The sequence below is a fragment of the Franconibacter helveticus LMG 23732 genome, from assembly GCF_000463115.2.
Taxonomy (GTDB): domain Bacteria; phylum Pseudomonadota; class Gammaproteobacteria; order Enterobacterales; family Enterobacteriaceae; genus Franconibacter; species Franconibacter helveticus.
This window is the reverse complement of record NZ_AWFX01000054.1, coordinates 109,087-125,431: the sequence shown is the minus strand read 5'-3', so window position 1 is coordinate 125,431 and position 16,345 is coordinate 109,087. Positions and strand designations below refer to the sequence as shown.

Sequence of the window (16,345 nt, the reverse complement as noted above, 5' to 3'; positions counted from 1 at the left end):
ACTTATCACTCCCTCTTTCTGGCGCTACCATAGGCGCGCGTCGTCCCGCCCGCTGGGTGCGACACCGTTCATCTACAGGAGAGGTCCATGAGTGAGCATGCTATTCGTTTGACGCAATACAGCCACGGAGCCGGTTGCGGTTGTAAAATTTCCCCGAAGGTGCTGGAAACGATCCTGCACAGCGAGCAGGCGAAGTTTGTCGACCCGAACCTGCTTGTGGGGAATGAAACCCGCGACGACGCCGCGGTCTATGATCTGGGCAACGGCACCTGCATCATCAGCACCACCGATTTTTTCATGCCTGTTGTCGACAACCCCTTTGATTTTGGCCGCATCGCTGCCACGAATGCCATCAGCGATATTTACGCCATGGGCGGCAAGCCTGTCATGGCGATAGCGATTCTCGGCTGGCCGGTCAATACGCTGGCGCCGGAAATCGCCCGTGAAGTTATCGAGGGCGGCCGCGCCGCCTGTCAGCTGGCGGGTATCAGCCTGGCTGGCGGCCACTCTATCGACGCGCCGGAACCTATCTTCGGCCTTGCGGTGACCGGCGTGGTGCCCACCGAGCGCGTGAAGAAAAACAGCACCGCTGAAGCGGGCTGCAAACTCTTTCTTACCAAGCCGCTCGGCATTGGCGTGCTGACCACGGCGGAGAAAAAATCGCTGCTGCGCGACGAACACAAAGGCCTTGCCGCTGAAGTGATGTGCCGTATGAACAAAGCAGGCGCGGACTTCGCGCGCGTCGAGGGCGTGAAGGCCATGACGGACGTAACCGGCTTCGGCCTGCTTGGGCATCTGAGCGAAGTATGCCAGGGCGCAGGCGTGCAGGCGGAAATCTGGTATCAGGAGGTGCCGAAGCTGCCGGGCGTAGAGGCGTATATTGCCGAAGGCGCCGTGCCGGGCGGCTCAGCGCGCAATTTCGCAAGCTATGGCCATCTGATGGGCGACATGCCGGAAGCCTGGCGTAACCTGCTGTGCGATCCGCAAACTTCCGGCGGCCTGCTGCTGGCTGTCACGCCGCAGGCGGAGGCGGAGGTCGCCGCCATCGCAGCGGAGCATGGCATCACGCTCGCCGCCATTGGCGAACTGAAAGAGGCCCGTGCGGGGCGTCCAATGATTGAGATCCGCTAACGCCATGCGGTTGTTTATCGCTGAAAAGCCCAGTCTCGGGCGCGCTATCGCCGACGTGCTGCCAAAGCCGCACCGCAGAGGCGATGGCTTTATTGAATGCGGCAACGGCCAGGTAGTCACCTGGTGCGTGGGCCACCTGCTTGAGCAGGCGCAGCCCGACGCCTATGACAGCCGCTACGGGCGCTGGAACCTGGCGGATCTGCCTATCGTGCCGGAAAAATGGCAGCTTCAGCCGCGCGCTTCGGTCACAAAACAGCTTAACGTCATCAAAAAGCTGCTGCGCGAGGCGAGCGAAGTGGTGCACGCAGGCGACCCGGACCGCGAAGGGCAACTGCTGGTGGATGAGGTGCTGGACTATCTGCAACTCGCCCCTGAAAAGCGCAGGCAGGTACAACGGTGCCTGATAAACGACCTTAACCCGCAGGCGGTAGAGCGGGCTATTTCCCGCCTGCGTGAAAACCGTGACTTTGTGCCGCTCAGCACTTCGGCGCTGGCCCGCGCCCGCGCCGACTGGCTCTACGGCATTAACATGACCCGCGCGTATACCCTGCTTGGGCAAAACGCTGGCTACCAGGGGGTATTGTCGGTTGGGCGCGTTCAGACGCCTGTGCTGGGGCTGGTGGTGCGGCGCGACGAAGAGATAGAAAACTTCGTTCCCAAAGATTACTTCGAAGTAAAAGCCCACATCGTTACGCCGAAAGAGGAGCTTTTCGTCGCTATCTGGCAGCCCAGCGAGGCCTGCGAGCCGCATCAGGACGAAGAGGGAAGGTTGCTTAACCGGGCGCTTGCCGAGCATGTGGTCAGGCGCATCGCCGGCCAGCCTGCCCACGTCACCGCCTACAGCGACAAACGTGAAACTGAAGCTGCGCCGCTGCCTTTTTCGCTCTCGGTCTTACAGATTGAAGCGGCGAAGCGGTTCGGCCTTTCGGCGCAAAACGTGCTGGATATCTGCCAGAAACTCTATGAAACCCACAAGCTCATCACCTATCCGCGTTCCGACTGCCGCTATCTGCCGGAAGAGCATTTTGCCGGTCGCCATGCGGTGATGAAAGCAATTGGCGTTCACGCCAGCGAATTGCTGCCGCAGCCTGCCGTTGATCCGGACCGGCGCAACCGCTGCTGGGATGATAAAAAAGTGGACGCTCACCATGCCATTATTCCCACCGCGCGCAGCGCGTCTGTTTCCCTGAGCGACGGCGAGGCGAAGGTCTACGGGCTGATTGCCCGCCAGTATCTGATGCAGTTCTGTGCCGATGCGGTCTTTCGTAAATGCGTCATCGATCTGGATATCGCAGGCGGCAAGTTTATCGCCAAAGCGCGCTTTCTGGCGGAGGCGGGCTGGCGTGCCATGCTGGGGGCGAAAGAGCGCGACGAAGAGAACGACGGCTCGCCGCTGCCGATAGTAGCCAAAGGCGACGAACTGCTGTGCGAACAGGGCGAAGTGGTGGAGCGACAGACCCAGCCGCCGCGCCATTTTACCGACGCCACGCTGCTTTCCGCCATGACCGGCATCGCCCGTTTTGTGCAGGATAAAGCGCTGAAAAAAATTCTGCGCGCCACCGACGGGCTGGGAACCGAGGCCACGCGCGCGGGCATTATCGAGCTGCTGTTTAAGCGCGGTTTTCTGGAAAAGCAGGGGCGCTATATCCGCGCGACGGAGCCCGGACGGGCGCTTATCCATGCGCTCCCCGAGCTTGCGGCGCGCCCGGACATGACGGCGCAGTGGGAATCCACCCTTACGCAAATCAGCGAAAAGCAGTGTCGTTATCAGGACTTCATGACGCCGCTGGTGCAAACGCTCTATACGCTGATAGACCAGGCGCGAAGCGCGCCGGTTCGCCAGTTCCGCGGCCTTGCGGCGCCGCAGGCGAAGGGACAGCGTAAATTTAAAAGCGGTAAAAAAAGCGCCGTGCGCGGCAAGAAACGCGACGCGGCCGCATCAGGACGTACGGAAGAATAGCGGCTGGCCTGCGTCCTGCGACGCAGGCTTTTCTGCCGGGCTTAGATAACGCCCTGCGCCAGCATGGCGTCTGCGACTTTCACAAAGCCCGCAATATTCGCTCCGCGAACATAATTAACCTGGCGTTCGCCTTCGCCGTAGGTCACGCAGGCATGGTGAATGTCATGCATGATATGGTGCAGACGCGCATCCACTTTCTCCGCTTTCCAGCCCATGCGCGCGGCATTCTGCGCCATCTCCAGCCCGGAGGTGGCGACGCCGCCCGCGTTAGCGGCCTTGCCCGGCGCGAACAGCACGCCCGCGTCCAGAAAGGCGTCGGTCGCCTCGATGGTCGTTGGCATATTCGCCCCTTCAGCCACCGCTTTCACGCCGTTTGCAATCAGCGTGCGCGCCGCGTCTGCATCCAGCTCATTCTGCGTGGCGCAGGGCAGGGCAATATCCACCGGCACCGACCAGGGCTGCTTGCCTTCGAGATAAGCGAGGCCAAATTCGCGCGCGTAGTCGGCTACGCGGCCGTCGCGGCTGGATTTGATTTCTGCAAGGCGCGCCAGTTTTTCAGCGTTAAAGCCCGCTTCATCCACTACCGTGCCGTTGGAGTCGGAAGCGGTCACCACGCGCGCGCCATAGAGCATCGCTTTTTCGATGGCGTATTGCGCCACGTTACCGGAGCCGGAGACCGCCACGCGCATCCCTTCAAGCGACATGCCGTGCTGCTTCAGCATGGCGTCGGTGAAATAAATCAGCCCATAGCCTGTCGCCTCAGGGCGGATCAGGCTGCCGCCGAAAGAGAGGCCTTTGCCGGTAAAAACGCAGGCGTTATGGTTGCCGAGCTTTTTCATCATGCCAGCCATATAACCGACTTCACGTCCGCCGACGCCGATGTCGCCCGCCGGGACGTCGGTATCCGGGCCGAGATGGCGCCACAGTTCGGTCATCAGCGCCTGGCAAAAGCGCATGACTTCGCCTTCGCTCTTGCCTTTCGGGTCAAAATCGCTGCCGCCTTTGCCGCCGCCCATGGGCAAGGTGGTAAGGGCATTTTTGAATGTCTGTTCAAAGCCGAGGAATTTCAGAATCGATAAATTAACGGAGGGGTGAAAGCGCATACCGCCTTTAAAAGGACCGATAGCCGAGTTGAACTGCACGCGCCAGGCGCGGTTCACCTGCACCTGATTGCGATCGTCCACCCACACCACGCGAAACTGGATCACCCGCTCCGGCTCCACAAGACGCGCCAGCAGGGCGTGATCGCGATAGCGAGGGTGAGCGTCCAGGAAAGGCCACAGGGTGGTCATGACTTCTCGCACCGCCTGGGCAAATTCCGGTTGATGCGGGTCGCGCTGTTGCGTGGAGGAGAGAAACTGTTCCAGAGTAAGGTGTTGCCCCATAAGGTATAAGCTCCGTTTATAGTTTAGTGACTTTATTTTCTTAATTAATGCATAAAAATGCACCAGCCCGCTGACTATACCATCCGGTAAAGGCGATAAAGCAAGCAAAATTTGCCTGCTGTTCCGGCGATTGTTTTTATTATCATCATGAAAACTTATGGCAAAAGAGGATGTATTGACGAAACTTGTGAGATATGGCGCAGTAAGCGATAACGGAGCGGCGAAACCGCGGCCATCAGGAGAAAATGCATGATTAAGTTAAACGTAGTGCTGGCAGGCGGGTTGCTGTTGTTGACAGGTTTATGCGCAGCGGCAGAGCGTTACCATTCCGGGTCGGGTGGTTATCCGGATGAGAGTTATCCGCCGGATATCGGCGTCGCCGTGCCGCCGGAGGTGTTCAGTAGCGGCGGTCATCGCCCGCCGCCCTGTAATCAGTGCTGTATTTATCAGGATCAGAACTATTCAGAAGGGGCGGTAGTAAACGCCGACGGCATTGTGCTGCAATGCCAGCGCGACGAGAAAACGCTTAGTACGAACCCGCTGGTCTGGCGTCGCGTGCGGACATAAACGCAACGAGCAGCGGAATATCCGCCGGGGCAAGGTCATAGCGTAATGCCTCGGCGGGCTCGCACCATACCAGCGAACTGTGGCAATGGGCGATGGGTTCGCCGCTGAAATCCGCCACGTGCCAGGCATGCAGATGAATACGGCGACCGCTAACGTCCCGCTCGTGGCTCGCCACATAATTTCCTGGCGTCGCCTGAATGCCTAACTCTTCCTTAAGCTCCCGGGCCAGCGCCTGTGGCTGGCTTTCGCCGCTTTCCACTTTGCCGCCGGGAAACTCCCACAGCCCCGGCTGGTCGCCGCCTGCGGGGCGCTGCGCCAGCAAGATTTTTCCGTGGCGTTCAATAATGGCGGCGACAACGTCAATGATTTTCATCTGTTTTAATAAACCCGTCCTGAAAGATTAACGGTCCGCCAGACAACCCTCTCCCGGCAAGGGAGAGGAAAAGCAGCCGCTTTTGCTGGCGTTTACAGCCTGAACTTCGCCCACACCGGAGCATGGTCGGACGGTTTTTCCATGGCGCGAATAGCGTAGTCGATGCCCGTTTCCTCAAGGCGTTCCAGCAATGGCGCGCTTGCCAGCAGCAGATCGATGCGCAGACCGCGGTTATCGTCAAAACCGCGCGAGCGGTAGTCAAACCAGGAGAAGCGATCAACCGCGTCGGGATTGGCGTGGCGGTAAGTGTCAACCAGTCCCCAGTTAAGCAGGCGGCCCATCCATTCACGTTCCTCTGGCAGAAACGAGCACTTGCCGGTGCGCAGCCAGCGCTTGCGGCTCTCTTCGCCAATACCGATGTCCAGATCGGTCGGGCTGATATTCATATCGCCCATAACAATTACCGGGTTTTCGCGCTGAAGCGCGTTTTCCAGATAATCTTGCAGGTTCTGATAAAAGGCCGCTTTAGCGGGAAACTTCACCGGATGGTCGCGGCTTTCTCCTTGCGGGAAATAGCCGTTGATAACCGTGATATTGCCAATCTCAGAAGGGATTTCCGCCATGATGATGCGGCGCTGGGCCTCTTCATCATCGCCCGGGAAACCGCGGCGCACTGCGACAGGAGGCTCTTTTGTCAGCAACGCCACACCGTAATGCCCTTTCTGGCCGTGGTAGAAAACGTTGTAACCGAGTTTAGCTACCTCTTCGAGAGGAAACATGTCGTCGTGCACTTTGGTTTCCTGAAGGCCAATGACATCAGGCTGATGCTGTTCCACCAGCGCTTCAAGCTGATGAGGACGGGCGCGCAGGCCGTTGATATTAAAAGAGACGAATTTCATAATCACTGCCACATTGCAGATTAAACAAGGGCCTGAGCTTACCAGAAAAGCCCCCGCATCGCTGCTCTCATCAGCAATCCTTTTAATCGACAGCGCAAATGAACCTCGCCCTATTTCAGCGCAAGGCGCCCCAAAAAAGGGCGTTTTTTTCTGCTGAATCCTGCCTGCGATCACAAATACAGAATGATATTCGGTTTATGCATAACATTGCTTATTTATTTCTCTACAACCGCAGCGCATCACGCGAATATTCACTGATTATGCACTAATAGTGAATAATTCTGGTTCGTAAATTGTTGATTTTTCATGGTTGCGCTCAAGTTATTCATTTTTCCCTCTGGCTGGCACAAAGTCTGCAATCTATTGTAAGAGCGCAAACACACCATATTTATTAACAAACAATCAACTTTTAATTTACCGGAACGAGGTCGCTATGACGCAGTCAATTACCCGCCAGAACTTTGATGAATGGATGATCCCGGTTTATGCGCCGGCGCCTTTTATTCCGGTACGGGCTGAAGGATCCACGCTGTGGGACCAGCAGGGCAAAGCGTATATTGATTTCGCAGGCGGCATCGCCGTTAACGCGCTGGGCCACGCCAACCCTGAACTGCGCAAAGCGCTGGAGGAGCAGGCGGCGAAGCTGTGGCACACCGGCAACGGCTATACCAACGAACCGGTACTCAGGCTGGCTAAACAGCTTATCGACGCCACCTTTGCCGACCGCGTTTTCTTCTGCAACTCGGGAGCGGAAGCCAACGAAGCGGCGCTGAAACTTGCGCGCAAATATGCGCACGACAAATTCGGCCCGCAAAAGAGCGGCATCGTGGCGTTCAAAAATGCCTTTCATGGCCGCACCCTGTTTACCGTTTCTGCTGGCGGTCAGCCTGCCTATTCGCAGGACTTTGCGCCGTTGCCGCCGCAGATTACCCATGCCGTTTATAACGATCTCGCCTCTGCCCGCGAACTGATTACCGATGAGACCTGCGCGGTGATTGTAGAGCCAATGCAGGGCGAAGGCGGCGTGGTGCCTGCCGACCCGGCGTTTCTGCAAGGGCTGCGCGAATTGTGCGACAAGCACAACGCGGTGCTGATTTTTGACGAAGTGCAGACCGGCGTTGGCCGTACCGGCTCGCTCTATGCCTATATGCACTATGGCGTTACGCCGGATGTGCTTTCCACGGCGAAAGCGCTGGGCGGCGGCTTCCCGATTGGCGCGATCCTCACCACGGAGCGTTTTTCTCAGGTCATGGGCGTCGGCACGCATGGCACGACTTATGGCGGCAACCCGCTGGCGGGCGCAGTAGCCGGGCGCGTGCTGGCGCTCATCAACACCCCGGAAACCCTGCAAGGGGTAAAGGCGCGCCACCACGCTTTTGTGGAACAGCTTAACGCCCTGAACAGCCGTTTGAATCTGTTTAAAGAGATCCGCGGCCTTGGGCTGCTGCTGGGCTGCGTGCTGAACGACGATCACGCCGGCAAAGCCAAAGCTATCTCTACGCTTGCCGCGCAAGAAGGGGTGATGGTGCTGATTGCTGGCGGCAACGTGGTGCGCTTCGCGCCTGCGCTTAACATCAGCGATGCAGAGATCGCCGCCGGGCTTGAACGATTCTCCCGCGCGTGCGCACGTTTTCTGGCGGAGGGTTCATCATGATGGTGATTCGTCCCATTGAACATAACGACATCGGCGCGCTGCTGGCGCTGGCCCGGAAAACGGGCGGCGGGCTGACTTCGCTGCCGGTTGACGAAGGCACGCTCAGCGCCCGCATTGAACGTTCCCTGCAAACCTGGCGAGGCGGCCTTTCGAAGGCCGATCAGGGCTATGTTTTTGTGCTGGAAGAGACCCAAAGCGGCGCGGTAGCGGGTATTTGCGCCATTGAAGTGGCGGTGGGGCTGAACGACCCCTGGTATAACTACCGTGTCGGCACCCTGGTGCACGCCTCGAAAGAGCTGAATGTTTATAACGCGCTGCCCACCTTGTTTTTAAGTAATGACCATACCGGCAGCAGCGAGCTCTGTACCCTGTTTCTCGACCCGCAGTGGCGAAAAGAGGGCAACGGCTACCTGCTTTCCAAATCGCGCTTTATGTTTATGGCCGCCTTTCGCGACCGGTTTAATGAAAAGGTTGTGGCGGAGATGCGCGGCGTGATTGACGAGCACGGCTATTCGCCGTTCTGGGACAGCCTCGGCCAGCGCTTTTTCTCTATGGAATTTAGCCGCGCCGACTACCTGTGCGGCACCGGCCAGAAAGCGTTTATCGCCGAGCTCATGCCCAAGCACCCGATCTACACCCATTTTCTTAGCAAGGCGGCGCAGGAGGTCATCGGCCAGGTCCATCCGCAAACGGCGCCTGCCCGCGCCGTGCTCGAAGCTGAAGGGTTTCGCTATCGCAATTACGTCGACATCTTTGACGGCGGCCCGACCCTTGAATGCGACATCGACCGGGTGCGCGCCATTCGCAAAAGCCGGCTGGTGGAGGTGGCGGAAGGCCAGCCCGCCACGGGTGACGAGCTGCCGGCCTGCATGGTAGCCAATGAAAATTACGACATGTTCCGCGTGATGCTGATTCGCGCAAACCCCCATACCGACCGGCTGGTGCTCGACGGCGCTACGCTCGACGCGCTGAAATGCCGCCCCGGCGATACCGTGCGGCTGGTTCGTCTGTGCCCTGAGGAGAAAAAAGCATGAGTTTGTGGATAAACGGCCAGTGGCTGAACGGCAACGGCGAGCAGCTTGAGAAAACCAACCCGGTAAGCGGCGAAATGCTCTGGCAGGGACGGGCGGCGGATGCTGAACAGGTGGCGCAGGCGTGCCTCAGCGCGCGTCAGGCTTTTCCCGGCTGGGCGAAACGCCCCTTTGCCGAACGTCAGGCGATAGCGGAAAAGTTTGCCGGGCTGCTGGATGAAAATAAAACGCAGCTCACCGAAATTATCGCCCGGGAAACCGGCAAACCGCGCTGGGAAGCGGCGACAGAAGTCACGGCGATGATCAATAAAGTGGGCATTTCCGTAAAGGCTTATCACACCCGCACTGGCGAGCAGCAAAGCCCGATGCCGGATGGCGCCGCCTCGCTGCGCCACCGCCCGCATGGCGTGCTGGCGGTGTTCGGGCCTTATAACTTTCCGGGGCATTTGCCTAACGGCCACATTGTGCCGGGGCTGCTGGCGGGCAATACGCTGGTGTTCAAGCCGAGCGAATTAACGCCGCAGACCGGCGAAGCGGTAATGAAACTCTGGGAGCAGGCGGGGCTGCCGGCGGGCGTGCTTAACCTGGTGCAGGGCGGGCGCGATACCGGGCAGGCGCTCTCCTCGCAACGCGATATCGACGGGCTGCTGTTTACCGGCAGCGCCAACACCGGTTATCAGCTTCATCGCCAGCTGGCCGGACAGCCGGAGAAAATTCTGGCGCTGGAGATGGGCGGCAATAATCCGCTTATCGTGGACGATCCGGCGGATCTCGACGGCGCGGTGCATCTGGCTATTCAGTCCGCTTTTATCACTGCGGGGCAACGCTGTACCTGCGCGCGTCGCCTGCTGGTGAAACGGGGCGAGGCGGGGGATGCGTTCCTGGCGCGTCTGGTGGCGGTAAGCGCCCGTATTCGCCCGGGCCGCTGGGACGCCGAGCCGCAGCCGTTTATCGGCGGGCTGGTTTCCGCCCAGGCGGCGGAGCGGGTGCTGGAAGCGTGGCAGGGGCATCTGGCGCGCGGCGGCAAGCCGTTGCTGGAGCCGAAACTGCTGCAAGCGGGCAGTTCGTTGCTTACCCCTGGCATTATAGAAATGAGCGAAGCGCGCGACGTGCCGGATGAAGAAGTTTTCGGCCCGCTCTTGTGCGTCTGGCGCTACGACACCTTTGAGAACGCTATCCGCATGGCGAACAACACCCGCTATGGCCTGGCAAGCGGGTTGATTTCCCCCGACCGGGCGCGGTTCGACCAGCTGTTGCTGGAAGCGCGCGCGGGGATAGTTAACTGGAATAAACCCCTTACCGGCGCGGCGAGTACCGCCCCGTTTGGCGGCGTGGGGGCTTCCGGCAACCATCGCGCCAGCGCCTGGTATGCCGCAGACTATTGCGCCTGGCCGATGGCCTCGCTCGAAAGTCCGAATTTTGCGCTGCCAGCGACGTTAAGCCCCGGTCTGGACTTTACTAAGGAGCAGGCATGAAAGCGCGCGAAGTAAACTTTGACGGCCTGGTGGGGTTAACTCACCACTACGCCGGGCTGTCATTTGGCAACGAAGCTTCCACAAAGCACCGTTATCAGGTCTCTAACCCGAAACTTGCTGCGTTGCAGGGGCTGCGCAAGATGAAAGCGCTTTCGGATGCCGGTTTTGCCCAGGCGCTTATCCCGCCGCAGGAGCGCCCTAATGTGCAGGCGCTGCGCCTGCTGGGCTTTAGCGGCACGGATGAGCAGGTGGTGGAAAAAGCCTGGCGGCAGGCGCCGCATTTACTTAGCGCGGCAAGCTCTGCGTCTTCTATGTGGGTGGCGAACGCGGCGACAGTCTGCCCCTCCGCCGATGCGCTGGATGGCAAAGTGCACCTGACCGTGGCTAACCTCAATAATAAATTCCACCGCGCCAGCGAGGCGCCCACCACTGAACGGCTGCTGCGCGCTATCTTTCGCGATGAAACACGCTTCGCCGTACATCCGGCGCTGCCGCAGGTGGCGATGTTCGGCGACGAAGGCGCGGCCAACCATAACCGCCTTGGCGGCGACTACGGCGGGCCGGGCATACAGCTTTTTGTTTATGGCCGCGAAGAGAGCGGCGGGCTTATTCCGGCCCGCTACCCGGCGCGCCAGACGCTGGAGGCAAGCCAGGCGGTGGCCCGCGTCAATCAGGTCAACCCGAAGCAGGTGATTTTTGCCCAGCAAAACCCGGCGGTGATCGACCAGGGCGTATTCCATAACGATGTCATTGCGGTTTCTAACCAGCAGGTGCTGTTTTGCCACGAGCAGGCCTTTCTTCATCAGCAGGATGTATTAGGCGAGCTGCGGGCGAAAGTGCCAGGCTTTATAGCCATTGAGGTGCCGGCGAGCGAAGTTTCGGTACAGGACGCGGTACAAACTTACCTTTTCAACAGCCAGTTGTTGAGCCGCGAAGATGGCTCAATGACGCTGGTGCTGCCGGAGGAGTCGCGCCAGCATGAAGGCGTCTGGCGTTATCTGAACGCGTTGCTGGCCGCCAGGAATCCGATAAGCGAACTGAAAGTGTTCGACCTGCGTGAAAGCATGGCTAACGGCGGCGGCCCCGCCTGTTTGCGTCTGCGCGTGGTGTTGACAGAAGCGGAGCGTCAGGCGGTGAACCCCGCCGTAATGATGAACGACGCGCTGTTTGAAACGCTAACCCGCTGGGTGGAGAAACATTACCGCGACAGGTTGACGCAGGCGGATCTCGCCGACCCGCAGCTGCTGCGCGAGGGCAGGGAAGCGCTGGATGAACTGACGCGCTTGCTAGACTTAGGATCGGTTTATCCTTTCCAGTGCTGACGAGGAGGCATCATGCGGGATTTTCTGGCGCAAACGCTGCGGGGCAAAGCGCCAAAGCAAAAGCAGGGCGAGACCGCGCACTTTCGCTGGCAATGGTGGGATGAAGGCGTTTTACTTCTGACCCCCATCCAGCCGGTAGAGAAGTCGCTTATTCTTTCTGCGGGCGTTCACGGCAACGAAACCGCGCCAGTGGAAATAGTGGATAGCTTGCTCAAAAAGCTGTTCGACGGCGCACTCACGCTACAGTGGCGGCTGCTGGTGATACTGGGCAACCCGGCGTCGCTGCGCAGCGGCAAGCGTTATTTGCACAGCGATATGAACCGTATGTTTGGCGGGCGCTGGCAACAGTTTCCGGATAGCGTCGAGACGCAGCGGGCCAACGTGCTCGAGCACCAGCTGGAAACCTTTTTCGCCAGCGGCGAGGAGAAAGTGCGCTGGCATCTGGATATGCATACGGCTATTCGCGGCTCTTATCATCCGCGCTTCGGCGTTTTGCCGGCCCGGCCTCTGCCTTATGACGACGCTTATCTGGCGTGGCTTGGCTGCGCGGGGTTACAGGCGCTGGTTTTTCATCGCGCCCCCGGCGGCACGTTTACCCATTTCAGCAGCGAACATTTTGGCGCGCTGAGCTGTACGCTGGAGCTGGGTAAGGCGCAGCCGTTTGGTGAAAACGATCTTACGCAGTTCGCTGAAACGCAGGAGGCGCTGGCGGCGCTGCTCTCAGGCGGCGAGGCGCCGGTGGCGCAGGCGCCGCCGCTGCGTTATAAAGTGGTGCAGCAAATTACCCGCCACAGTGAAAATTTCGTGCTGCACATGACGGCGCAAACGCTCAACTTCACCGCCTTTCCACGCGGTACGCTGCTTGCGGAAGATGGCGAGACGCGTTATGAAGCGACGCATGACAAAGAATATGTTTTATTCCCGAACCCCGCGGTCGCGACCGGTATGCGGGCAGGATTAATGCTTATTGAGATGAAATAATTTACAGGCTCCGTTCAGGAGCCTGTTTATATTCTGACTGGCCGAAAACTATTTGCAGAATATTCCTGGCGTATTGCTTTATTTTGCATCGGCTTCACTTTATACTTTCTGCACATTTCCTTCGTAATCAAGTGATTGTTATATTTTTTAGCGTTTCTCCACGCTTTATCCTTATTTCCTTCATAATTGATTAAATCTTGTTTTTTATCCTTTCATTGTTTTACTGTGGCTCTGATTACTTGACGTAAGAAGCCCTAAACTCATTCTCGTCAACGCGACAAACCCTGTCGCTGAATAAACAAAGTAAGGACAATATTATGCGTAAATTAACTGCGATTTTTGTTGCTTCCACTCTGGCTCTGGGCGCAGCTAATCTGGCACATGCGGCGGATACCGCCACGTCCGCAACCACCGACAGCAAGCCGATGCAGCACCATAAAGGCCCGCGCGGTCCGCACAATGAGATGATGTTCAAAGGCCTGAACCTGACTGATGCGCAGAAACAGCAGATTCGCGATATTCATAAAGCGCAGCGCGAGAAGTTCAAGCGTCCGTCTCTGGAGGAGCGCCGTGAAATGCACAACCTCATCGCCAGCGACAGCTTCGACCGCACCAAAGCGCAGGCCCAGGTCGACAAAATGGCCGAGCAGAACAAAGCGCGCATGATGGCTCATCTGGAAACCCAGAATAAGATCTATAACATTCTGACGCCGGAGCAGAAAAAGCAGTTTAACGCCAATTTTGAGAAGCGTCTGACAGAACGTCCGGCGCCGGAAGGTAAAATGCCGGAAGCTGCTGAGTAACCCTTACAGCGACACCTTCAAGACCGCCGGTCTTGTCCATAGCGCGCCATGTCGCTGTGGACAGGACCGGCGGTTTTCTTTTTGCGTTTCCCTCTTGCCTGCGGCTGGCAGATCGTTATTCTCATTGCCTCAGCGTCCGTTAAAAAACTTTTGCTGTCAGGATGTTAAATCCGCTGGTAAAAAGAGCCGCCCGGCTTTTGCGACTTTGGCGCGGCGCTGCCGATATCCGGTTTTGTTTATACCCATAACATTTTCGCTCTGCCTCTTTATGGCGGAGCTTTGGCGCATGATGCGTTTTTTTCAGGAGCGGTAATGGAATTTTTTGATATTAAAAAAATGCCGGTCAATTTATGGCGAAACGGCGCAGGCGAAACGCGCGAGATTTGCTGTTTTCCGCCCGCTACCCGCGATTTTAACTGGCGAGCCAGCATTGCCTCGCTTTCAGGCAACGGCGAATTCGCCCCCTTACCGCAGATAGATCGGGTGATCACCCTGCTGGAAGGCAGCGAAATAACGCTTGATGGCGGCAATGCGTTTCGTCATACCCTGCGCCGCCACCAGCCGTTTAGTTTTTCCGGCGAGCAACCGGTGCGCGCGGAATTATCCGCTGGCAGGATGTCGATGGATTTTAATCTTATGACCCGTCGCGGCCGCTGCCAGGCGAAGGTGCGGGTCGCTGACCGCACCTTCACCACGTTTCGCTCGCGCGGCGGGATAATCTATGTGATTAGCGGCGCGTGGCAGTTGGGGGACAAACTGCTTACCGCCGATCAGGGCGCCTGGTGGCAGGAGGGCGTCCATACGCTACGGCTACTGAAACCAGAAGGCCAGCTGCTGTTTAGCGAAATCACTTATCTCTGAGCGAGTTCAGCGGCCAGCTCCACAATAGCGTGCTGGCCGCTGATAAGCGGCTTACAGAGTATTTTGTAGCCATCGTTATCAAAACCCTGCGGCGCCCGCTTAATGGCTTTCGCCTCTTCAAGCGTGTTAACCGAGCCAAGCCAGAACCAGTTATGGATAATATGGTACTGGGTCATCTCGCCAAAGCTCTCTTTCAGCCCCACCGGCCCTTGCCACGGCCAGCAGATCACCTGCATGCGCGCCAGCGCCGCCATAAGCCGTTCATTGTGCGCTTCTTCGCTTTCACGCCCGCAACAGGCGCCCGCACAGCGCTTCAGCGCCGAACGAAAACAGGCGCGGCCGCGGCTTAGCGATTCCAGCCCCAATAGCCCATAACAGAGCTGGTGTTCATCCGCCAGCGACTGGAGCGTTTGCAAAGCGGCGCGGCGGCTGGAGAAAAGGCCGTAAAGCCCCGGCTCATGGGAGAAATCAACTTCGCGGGCGTAGACCACTTCCGGCTTCGCGCCGTTCAGGCGCAGCGAGCAGAGCTGTCGGTTGCGGCGCAGGCGCTTATTAAACAGCGGCTGTTGCTCTTTAATCATCTGCGCTTCCAGCAGCAGCGCGCCAATTTCGCCCGCCGTGCGGATAAACGTGATTCGCCGCGACTGGCGCAGCATTGCCGCCTCATCCGGCGTGCGCAAATGCGACAGCACACGGCTGCGGATGTTTACGCTTTTACCGATATAAAGCGGCATGGTTTCGCTTTCGCCATGGAACACATACACGCCCGGATGCCTGGGTAAATCTTCAAGCCAGGGACGCAGATGCTCAGGGTATTCATAAATCGCCGCAGCTTCGAAATCGAGCCTTGGCGCGCCAGTACGCCTTACCACTCATTACTCTCCTGAATACTGTTTACTTATCCAGTCTATCAGGGAATGATTGGTGGAAAAAGCGTCATCTTGCTCAGCGATTGCGCGTGGCAAGCCAGCAGACCAGCGATCCGAGCACCACCATGCCCACGCCTTGCCAGAAACCGAAGCCGGGAGTCAGGCCCAGCCAGAGGCTCGCCAGCAGCGCGGAGAGCACGGGGGTGAAGTAAGAGGCGGTGGCAAGCAGCGTCATATTGCCGCGGCTGATGCCGTGGTTCCAGGCGGAGTAAGCGACAGCAGTAGAGAGCCCCATAAACAGCAGTTGCAGCGAGGCGGGCAGCGTAAAATGCAGCGCAGGCTGCGCAGTGAAGAAAAATTTCCCCCACAGCACCGCGGCCGTGGCGCAGAAGAAGAGCGTGACGCCGCTCGCGCCTTTGCTCCAGCGGCGCGTGAGGTTGCAGTAAAGCGCCCAGATAAACGCGGCGGCGAAGGCCAGACCATAAGCGACGGGATTATCCTGCATGTTGGCCCACAGCAGCGCGGGAGACCAGTCACCGTCGCCTTTCATCACCTGCGCCACGCCGGTTATCGCCAGCGCCAGGCCCGGCCAGATGAACCACGAGGCGCGCTGGCCGTTTAAAAACAGCGCCAGCAGCACGGTAAGGCTCGGCCAGAGGTAGTTGATCATGCCAAGCTCCAGCGACTGCGCCCGCGTGTGCGCAAGCCCGATGGCAAGCGCGAGGCTTATCTCATAGCTGACAAAAAGCGCGCCGCCGATAAACAAGTAACGCTCAGGCAGCAGGCGCGGGCGCGGCAAGCCAGAGGCCAGACAAAGACAGAGGGCGCTTACGGTGTAGATGAGCGCGGCGCCGCCTGTTGGGCCAAACTGTTCGGCAATGCTGCGAAATAAGCCAACGGAGGTGCTCCAGAGCAGAATGGCTGTCAGCCCCGCCAGGGTGGCGCGCTGCGTGCAAACCGGCGAAGCGGAAAGGGAAGGGGAGGAATCAGGCATACGCTTCCATAAAAAGGTGGCCGAAGCCACCTTTGCGCGA

At 58.6% G+C, this 16,345-nt stretch carries 15 protein-coding genes; 10 read left to right on the top strand and 5 right to left on the bottom strand.

The genetic code is table 11. The annotated features are described in order from the left end of the window. Positions 1-87: 87 nt before the first annotated feature. Together selD and DW56_RS18545 are read left to right on the top strand one after the other, a co-directional pair. Positions 88-1,131, top strand: coding sequence for a selenide, water dikinase SelD (selD, locus tag DW56_RS18550; RefSeq protein WP_024551810.1), 1,044 nt, complete (start codon positions 88-90; stop codon positions 1,129-1,131). Positions 1,132-1,135: 4 nt separating this feature from the next. Then, complete coding sequence (locus tag DW56_RS18545; RefSeq protein ID WP_024551811.1) at positions 1,136-3,091, top strand: DNA topoisomerase III; 1,956 nt, start codon at positions 1,136-1,138, stop codon at positions 3,089-3,091. A 41-nt stretch (positions 3,092-3,132) separates the two neighbouring features. On the opposite strand, the gene gdhA is transcribed toward DW56_RS18545, so the two are convergent. Continuing rightward, a complete protein-coding gene (gdhA, locus tag DW56_RS18540) occupies positions 3,133-4,476 on the bottom strand; it encodes an NADP-specific glutamate dehydrogenase (protein ID WP_024551812.1) in 1,344 nt (447 codons plus the stop codon). A 252-nt stretch (positions 4,477-4,728) separates the two neighbouring features. Between gdhA and DW56_RS18535 the strand changes: the two genes are divergently transcribed. Continuing rightward, on the top strand, positions 4,729-5,043 hold the full coding sequence (locus DW56_RS18535; RefSeq protein ID WP_411431223.1) for a YnjH family protein: 315 nt from the start codon (positions 4,729-4,731) through the stop codon (positions 5,041-5,043). Here DW56_RS18535 and DW56_RS18530 read toward each other — a convergent pair. Together DW56_RS18530 and xthA are read right to left on the bottom strand one after the other, a co-directional pair. After that, positions 5,003-5,416, bottom strand: coding sequence for a pyrimidine (deoxy)nucleoside triphosphate diphosphatase (locus DW56_RS18530; RefSeq protein WP_024551814.1), 414 nt, complete (start codon positions 5,414-5,416; stop codon positions 5,003-5,005). The two genes, DW56_RS18535 and DW56_RS18530, sit on opposite strands and share 41 nt — an antisense overlap. A gap of 92 nt (positions 5,417-5,508) precedes the next feature. Then, a complete protein-coding gene (xthA, locus tag DW56_RS18525; protein ID WP_024551815.1) occupies positions 5,509-6,315 on the bottom strand; it encodes an exodeoxyribonuclease III in 807 nt (268 codons plus the stop codon). 433 nt (positions 6,316-6,748) lie between these two features. Between xthA and DW56_RS18520 the strand changes: the two genes are divergently transcribed. The 7 genes from DW56_RS18520 (at position 6,749) to ves (ending at position 14,442) form a co-directional block, all read left to right on the top strand. Continuing rightward, on the top strand, positions 6,749-7,969 hold the full coding sequence (locus DW56_RS18520; RefSeq protein WP_024551816.1) for an aspartate aminotransferase family protein: 1,221 nt from the start codon (positions 6,749-6,751) through the stop codon (positions 7,967-7,969). Next, the gene (astA, locus tag DW56_RS18515; protein WP_024551817.1) at positions 7,966-9,003 is read left to right on the top strand and encodes an arginine N-succinyltransferase; all 1,038 of its coding nucleotides are present in this window, start codon (positions 7,966-7,968) and stop codon (positions 9,001-9,003) included. Before DW56_RS18520 ends, astA begins: the two co-directional genes overlap by 4 nt. Beyond that, positions 9,000-10,475, top strand: a complete 1,476-nt coding sequence (gene astD / locus DW56_RS18510; protein ID WP_024562145.1) for a succinylglutamate-semialdehyde dehydrogenase — start codon at positions 9,000-9,002, stop codon at positions 10,473-10,475. Before astA ends, astD begins: the two co-directional genes overlap by 4 nt. After that, positions 10,472-11,797 (top strand): N-succinylarginine dihydrolase, encoded by a 1,326-nt coding sequence (gene astB / locus DW56_RS18505; protein WP_024562146.1) that lies wholly within the window; start codon positions 10,472-10,474, stop codon positions 11,795-11,797. Before astD ends, astB begins: the two co-directional genes overlap by 4 nt. 12 nt (positions 11,798-11,809) lie before the next feature. Continuing rightward, positions 11,810-12,778: a succinylglutamate desuccinylase gene (gene astE / locus DW56_RS18500; protein ID WP_024562147.1), complete on the top strand. Its 969-nt coding sequence runs from the start codon at positions 11,810-11,812 to the stop codon at positions 12,776-12,778. 317 nt (positions 12,779-13,095) lie between these two features. Continuing rightward, entirely contained in the window at positions 13,096-13,581 is a 486-nt protein-coding gene (gene spy, locus DW56_RS18495; protein ID WP_024555284.1) for an ATP-independent periplasmic protein-refolding chaperone Spy, read from the top strand. A 312-nt stretch (positions 13,582-13,893) separates the two neighbouring features. After that, positions 13,894-14,442: an environmental stress-induced protein Ves gene (ves, locus tag DW56_RS18490; protein ID WP_024562148.1), complete on the top strand. Its 549-nt coding sequence runs from the start codon at positions 13,894-13,896 to the stop codon at positions 14,440-14,442. Here the strand turns inward: ves and cho are convergent. Next, positions 14,433-15,314 carry an excinuclease Cho gene (gene cho, locus DW56_RS18485; RefSeq protein WP_024562149.1) on the bottom strand — a complete coding sequence of 294 codons (882 nt, stop codon included), beginning with the start codon at positions 15,312-15,314 and terminating at the stop codon, positions 14,433-14,435. The genes ves and cho overlap by 10 nt on opposite strands. A 73-nt stretch (positions 15,315-15,387) precedes the next feature. After that, a complete protein-coding gene (gene yddG, locus DW56_RS18480; RefSeq protein ID WP_024555367.1) occupies positions 15,388-16,305 on the bottom strand; it encodes an aromatic amino acid DMT transporter YddG in 918 nt (305 codons plus the stop codon). Positions 16,306-16,345: the final 40 nt, after the last annotated feature.

Coding starts and splice junctions, on each gene's coding strand:
- gdhA (WP_024551812.1), bottom strand. CDS start 4,476: ATGGGGCAACACCTTACTCTGGAACAGTTTCTCTCCTCCACGCAACAG.
- astE (WP_024562147.1), top strand. CDS start 11,810: ATGCGGGATTTTCTGGCGCAAACGCTGCGGGGCAAAGCGCCAAAGCAA.
- DW56_RS18530 (WP_024551814.1), bottom strand. CDS start 5,416: ATGAAAATCATTGACGTTGTCGCCGCCATTATTGAACGCCACGGAAAA.
- xthA (WP_024551815.1), bottom strand. CDS start 6,315: ATGAAATTCGTCTCTTTTAATATCAACGGCCTGCGCGCCCGTCCTCAT.
- astD (WP_024562145.1), top strand. CDS start 9,000: ATGAGTTTGTGGATAAACGGCCAGTGGCTGAACGGCAACGGCGAGCAG.
- astB (WP_024562146.1), top strand. CDS start 10,472: ATGAAAGCGCGCGAAGTAAACTTTGACGGCCTGGTGGGGTTAACTCAC.
- yddG (WP_024555367.1), bottom strand. CDS start 16,305: ATGCCTGATTCCTCCCCTTCCCTTTCCGCTTCGCCGGTTTGCACGCAG.
- selD (WP_024551810.1), top strand. CDS start 88: ATGAGTGAGCATGCTATTCGTTTGACGCAATACAGCCACGGAGCCGGT.
- DW56_RS18545 (WP_024551811.1), top strand. CDS start 1,136: ATGCGGTTGTTTATCGCTGAAAAGCCCAGTCTCGGGCGCGCTATCGCC.
- ves (WP_024562148.1), top strand. CDS start 13,894: ATGGAATTTTTTGATATTAAAAAAATGCCGGTCAATTTATGGCGAAAC.
- spy (WP_024555284.1), top strand. CDS start 13,096: ATGCGTAAATTAACTGCGATTTTTGTTGCTTCCACTCTGGCTCTGGGC.
- astA (WP_024551817.1), top strand. CDS start 7,966: ATGATGGTGATTCGTCCCATTGAACATAACGACATCGGCGCGCTGCTG.
- DW56_RS18520 (WP_024551816.1), top strand. CDS start 6,749: ATGACGCAGTCAATTACCCGCCAGAACTTTGATGAATGGATGATCCCG.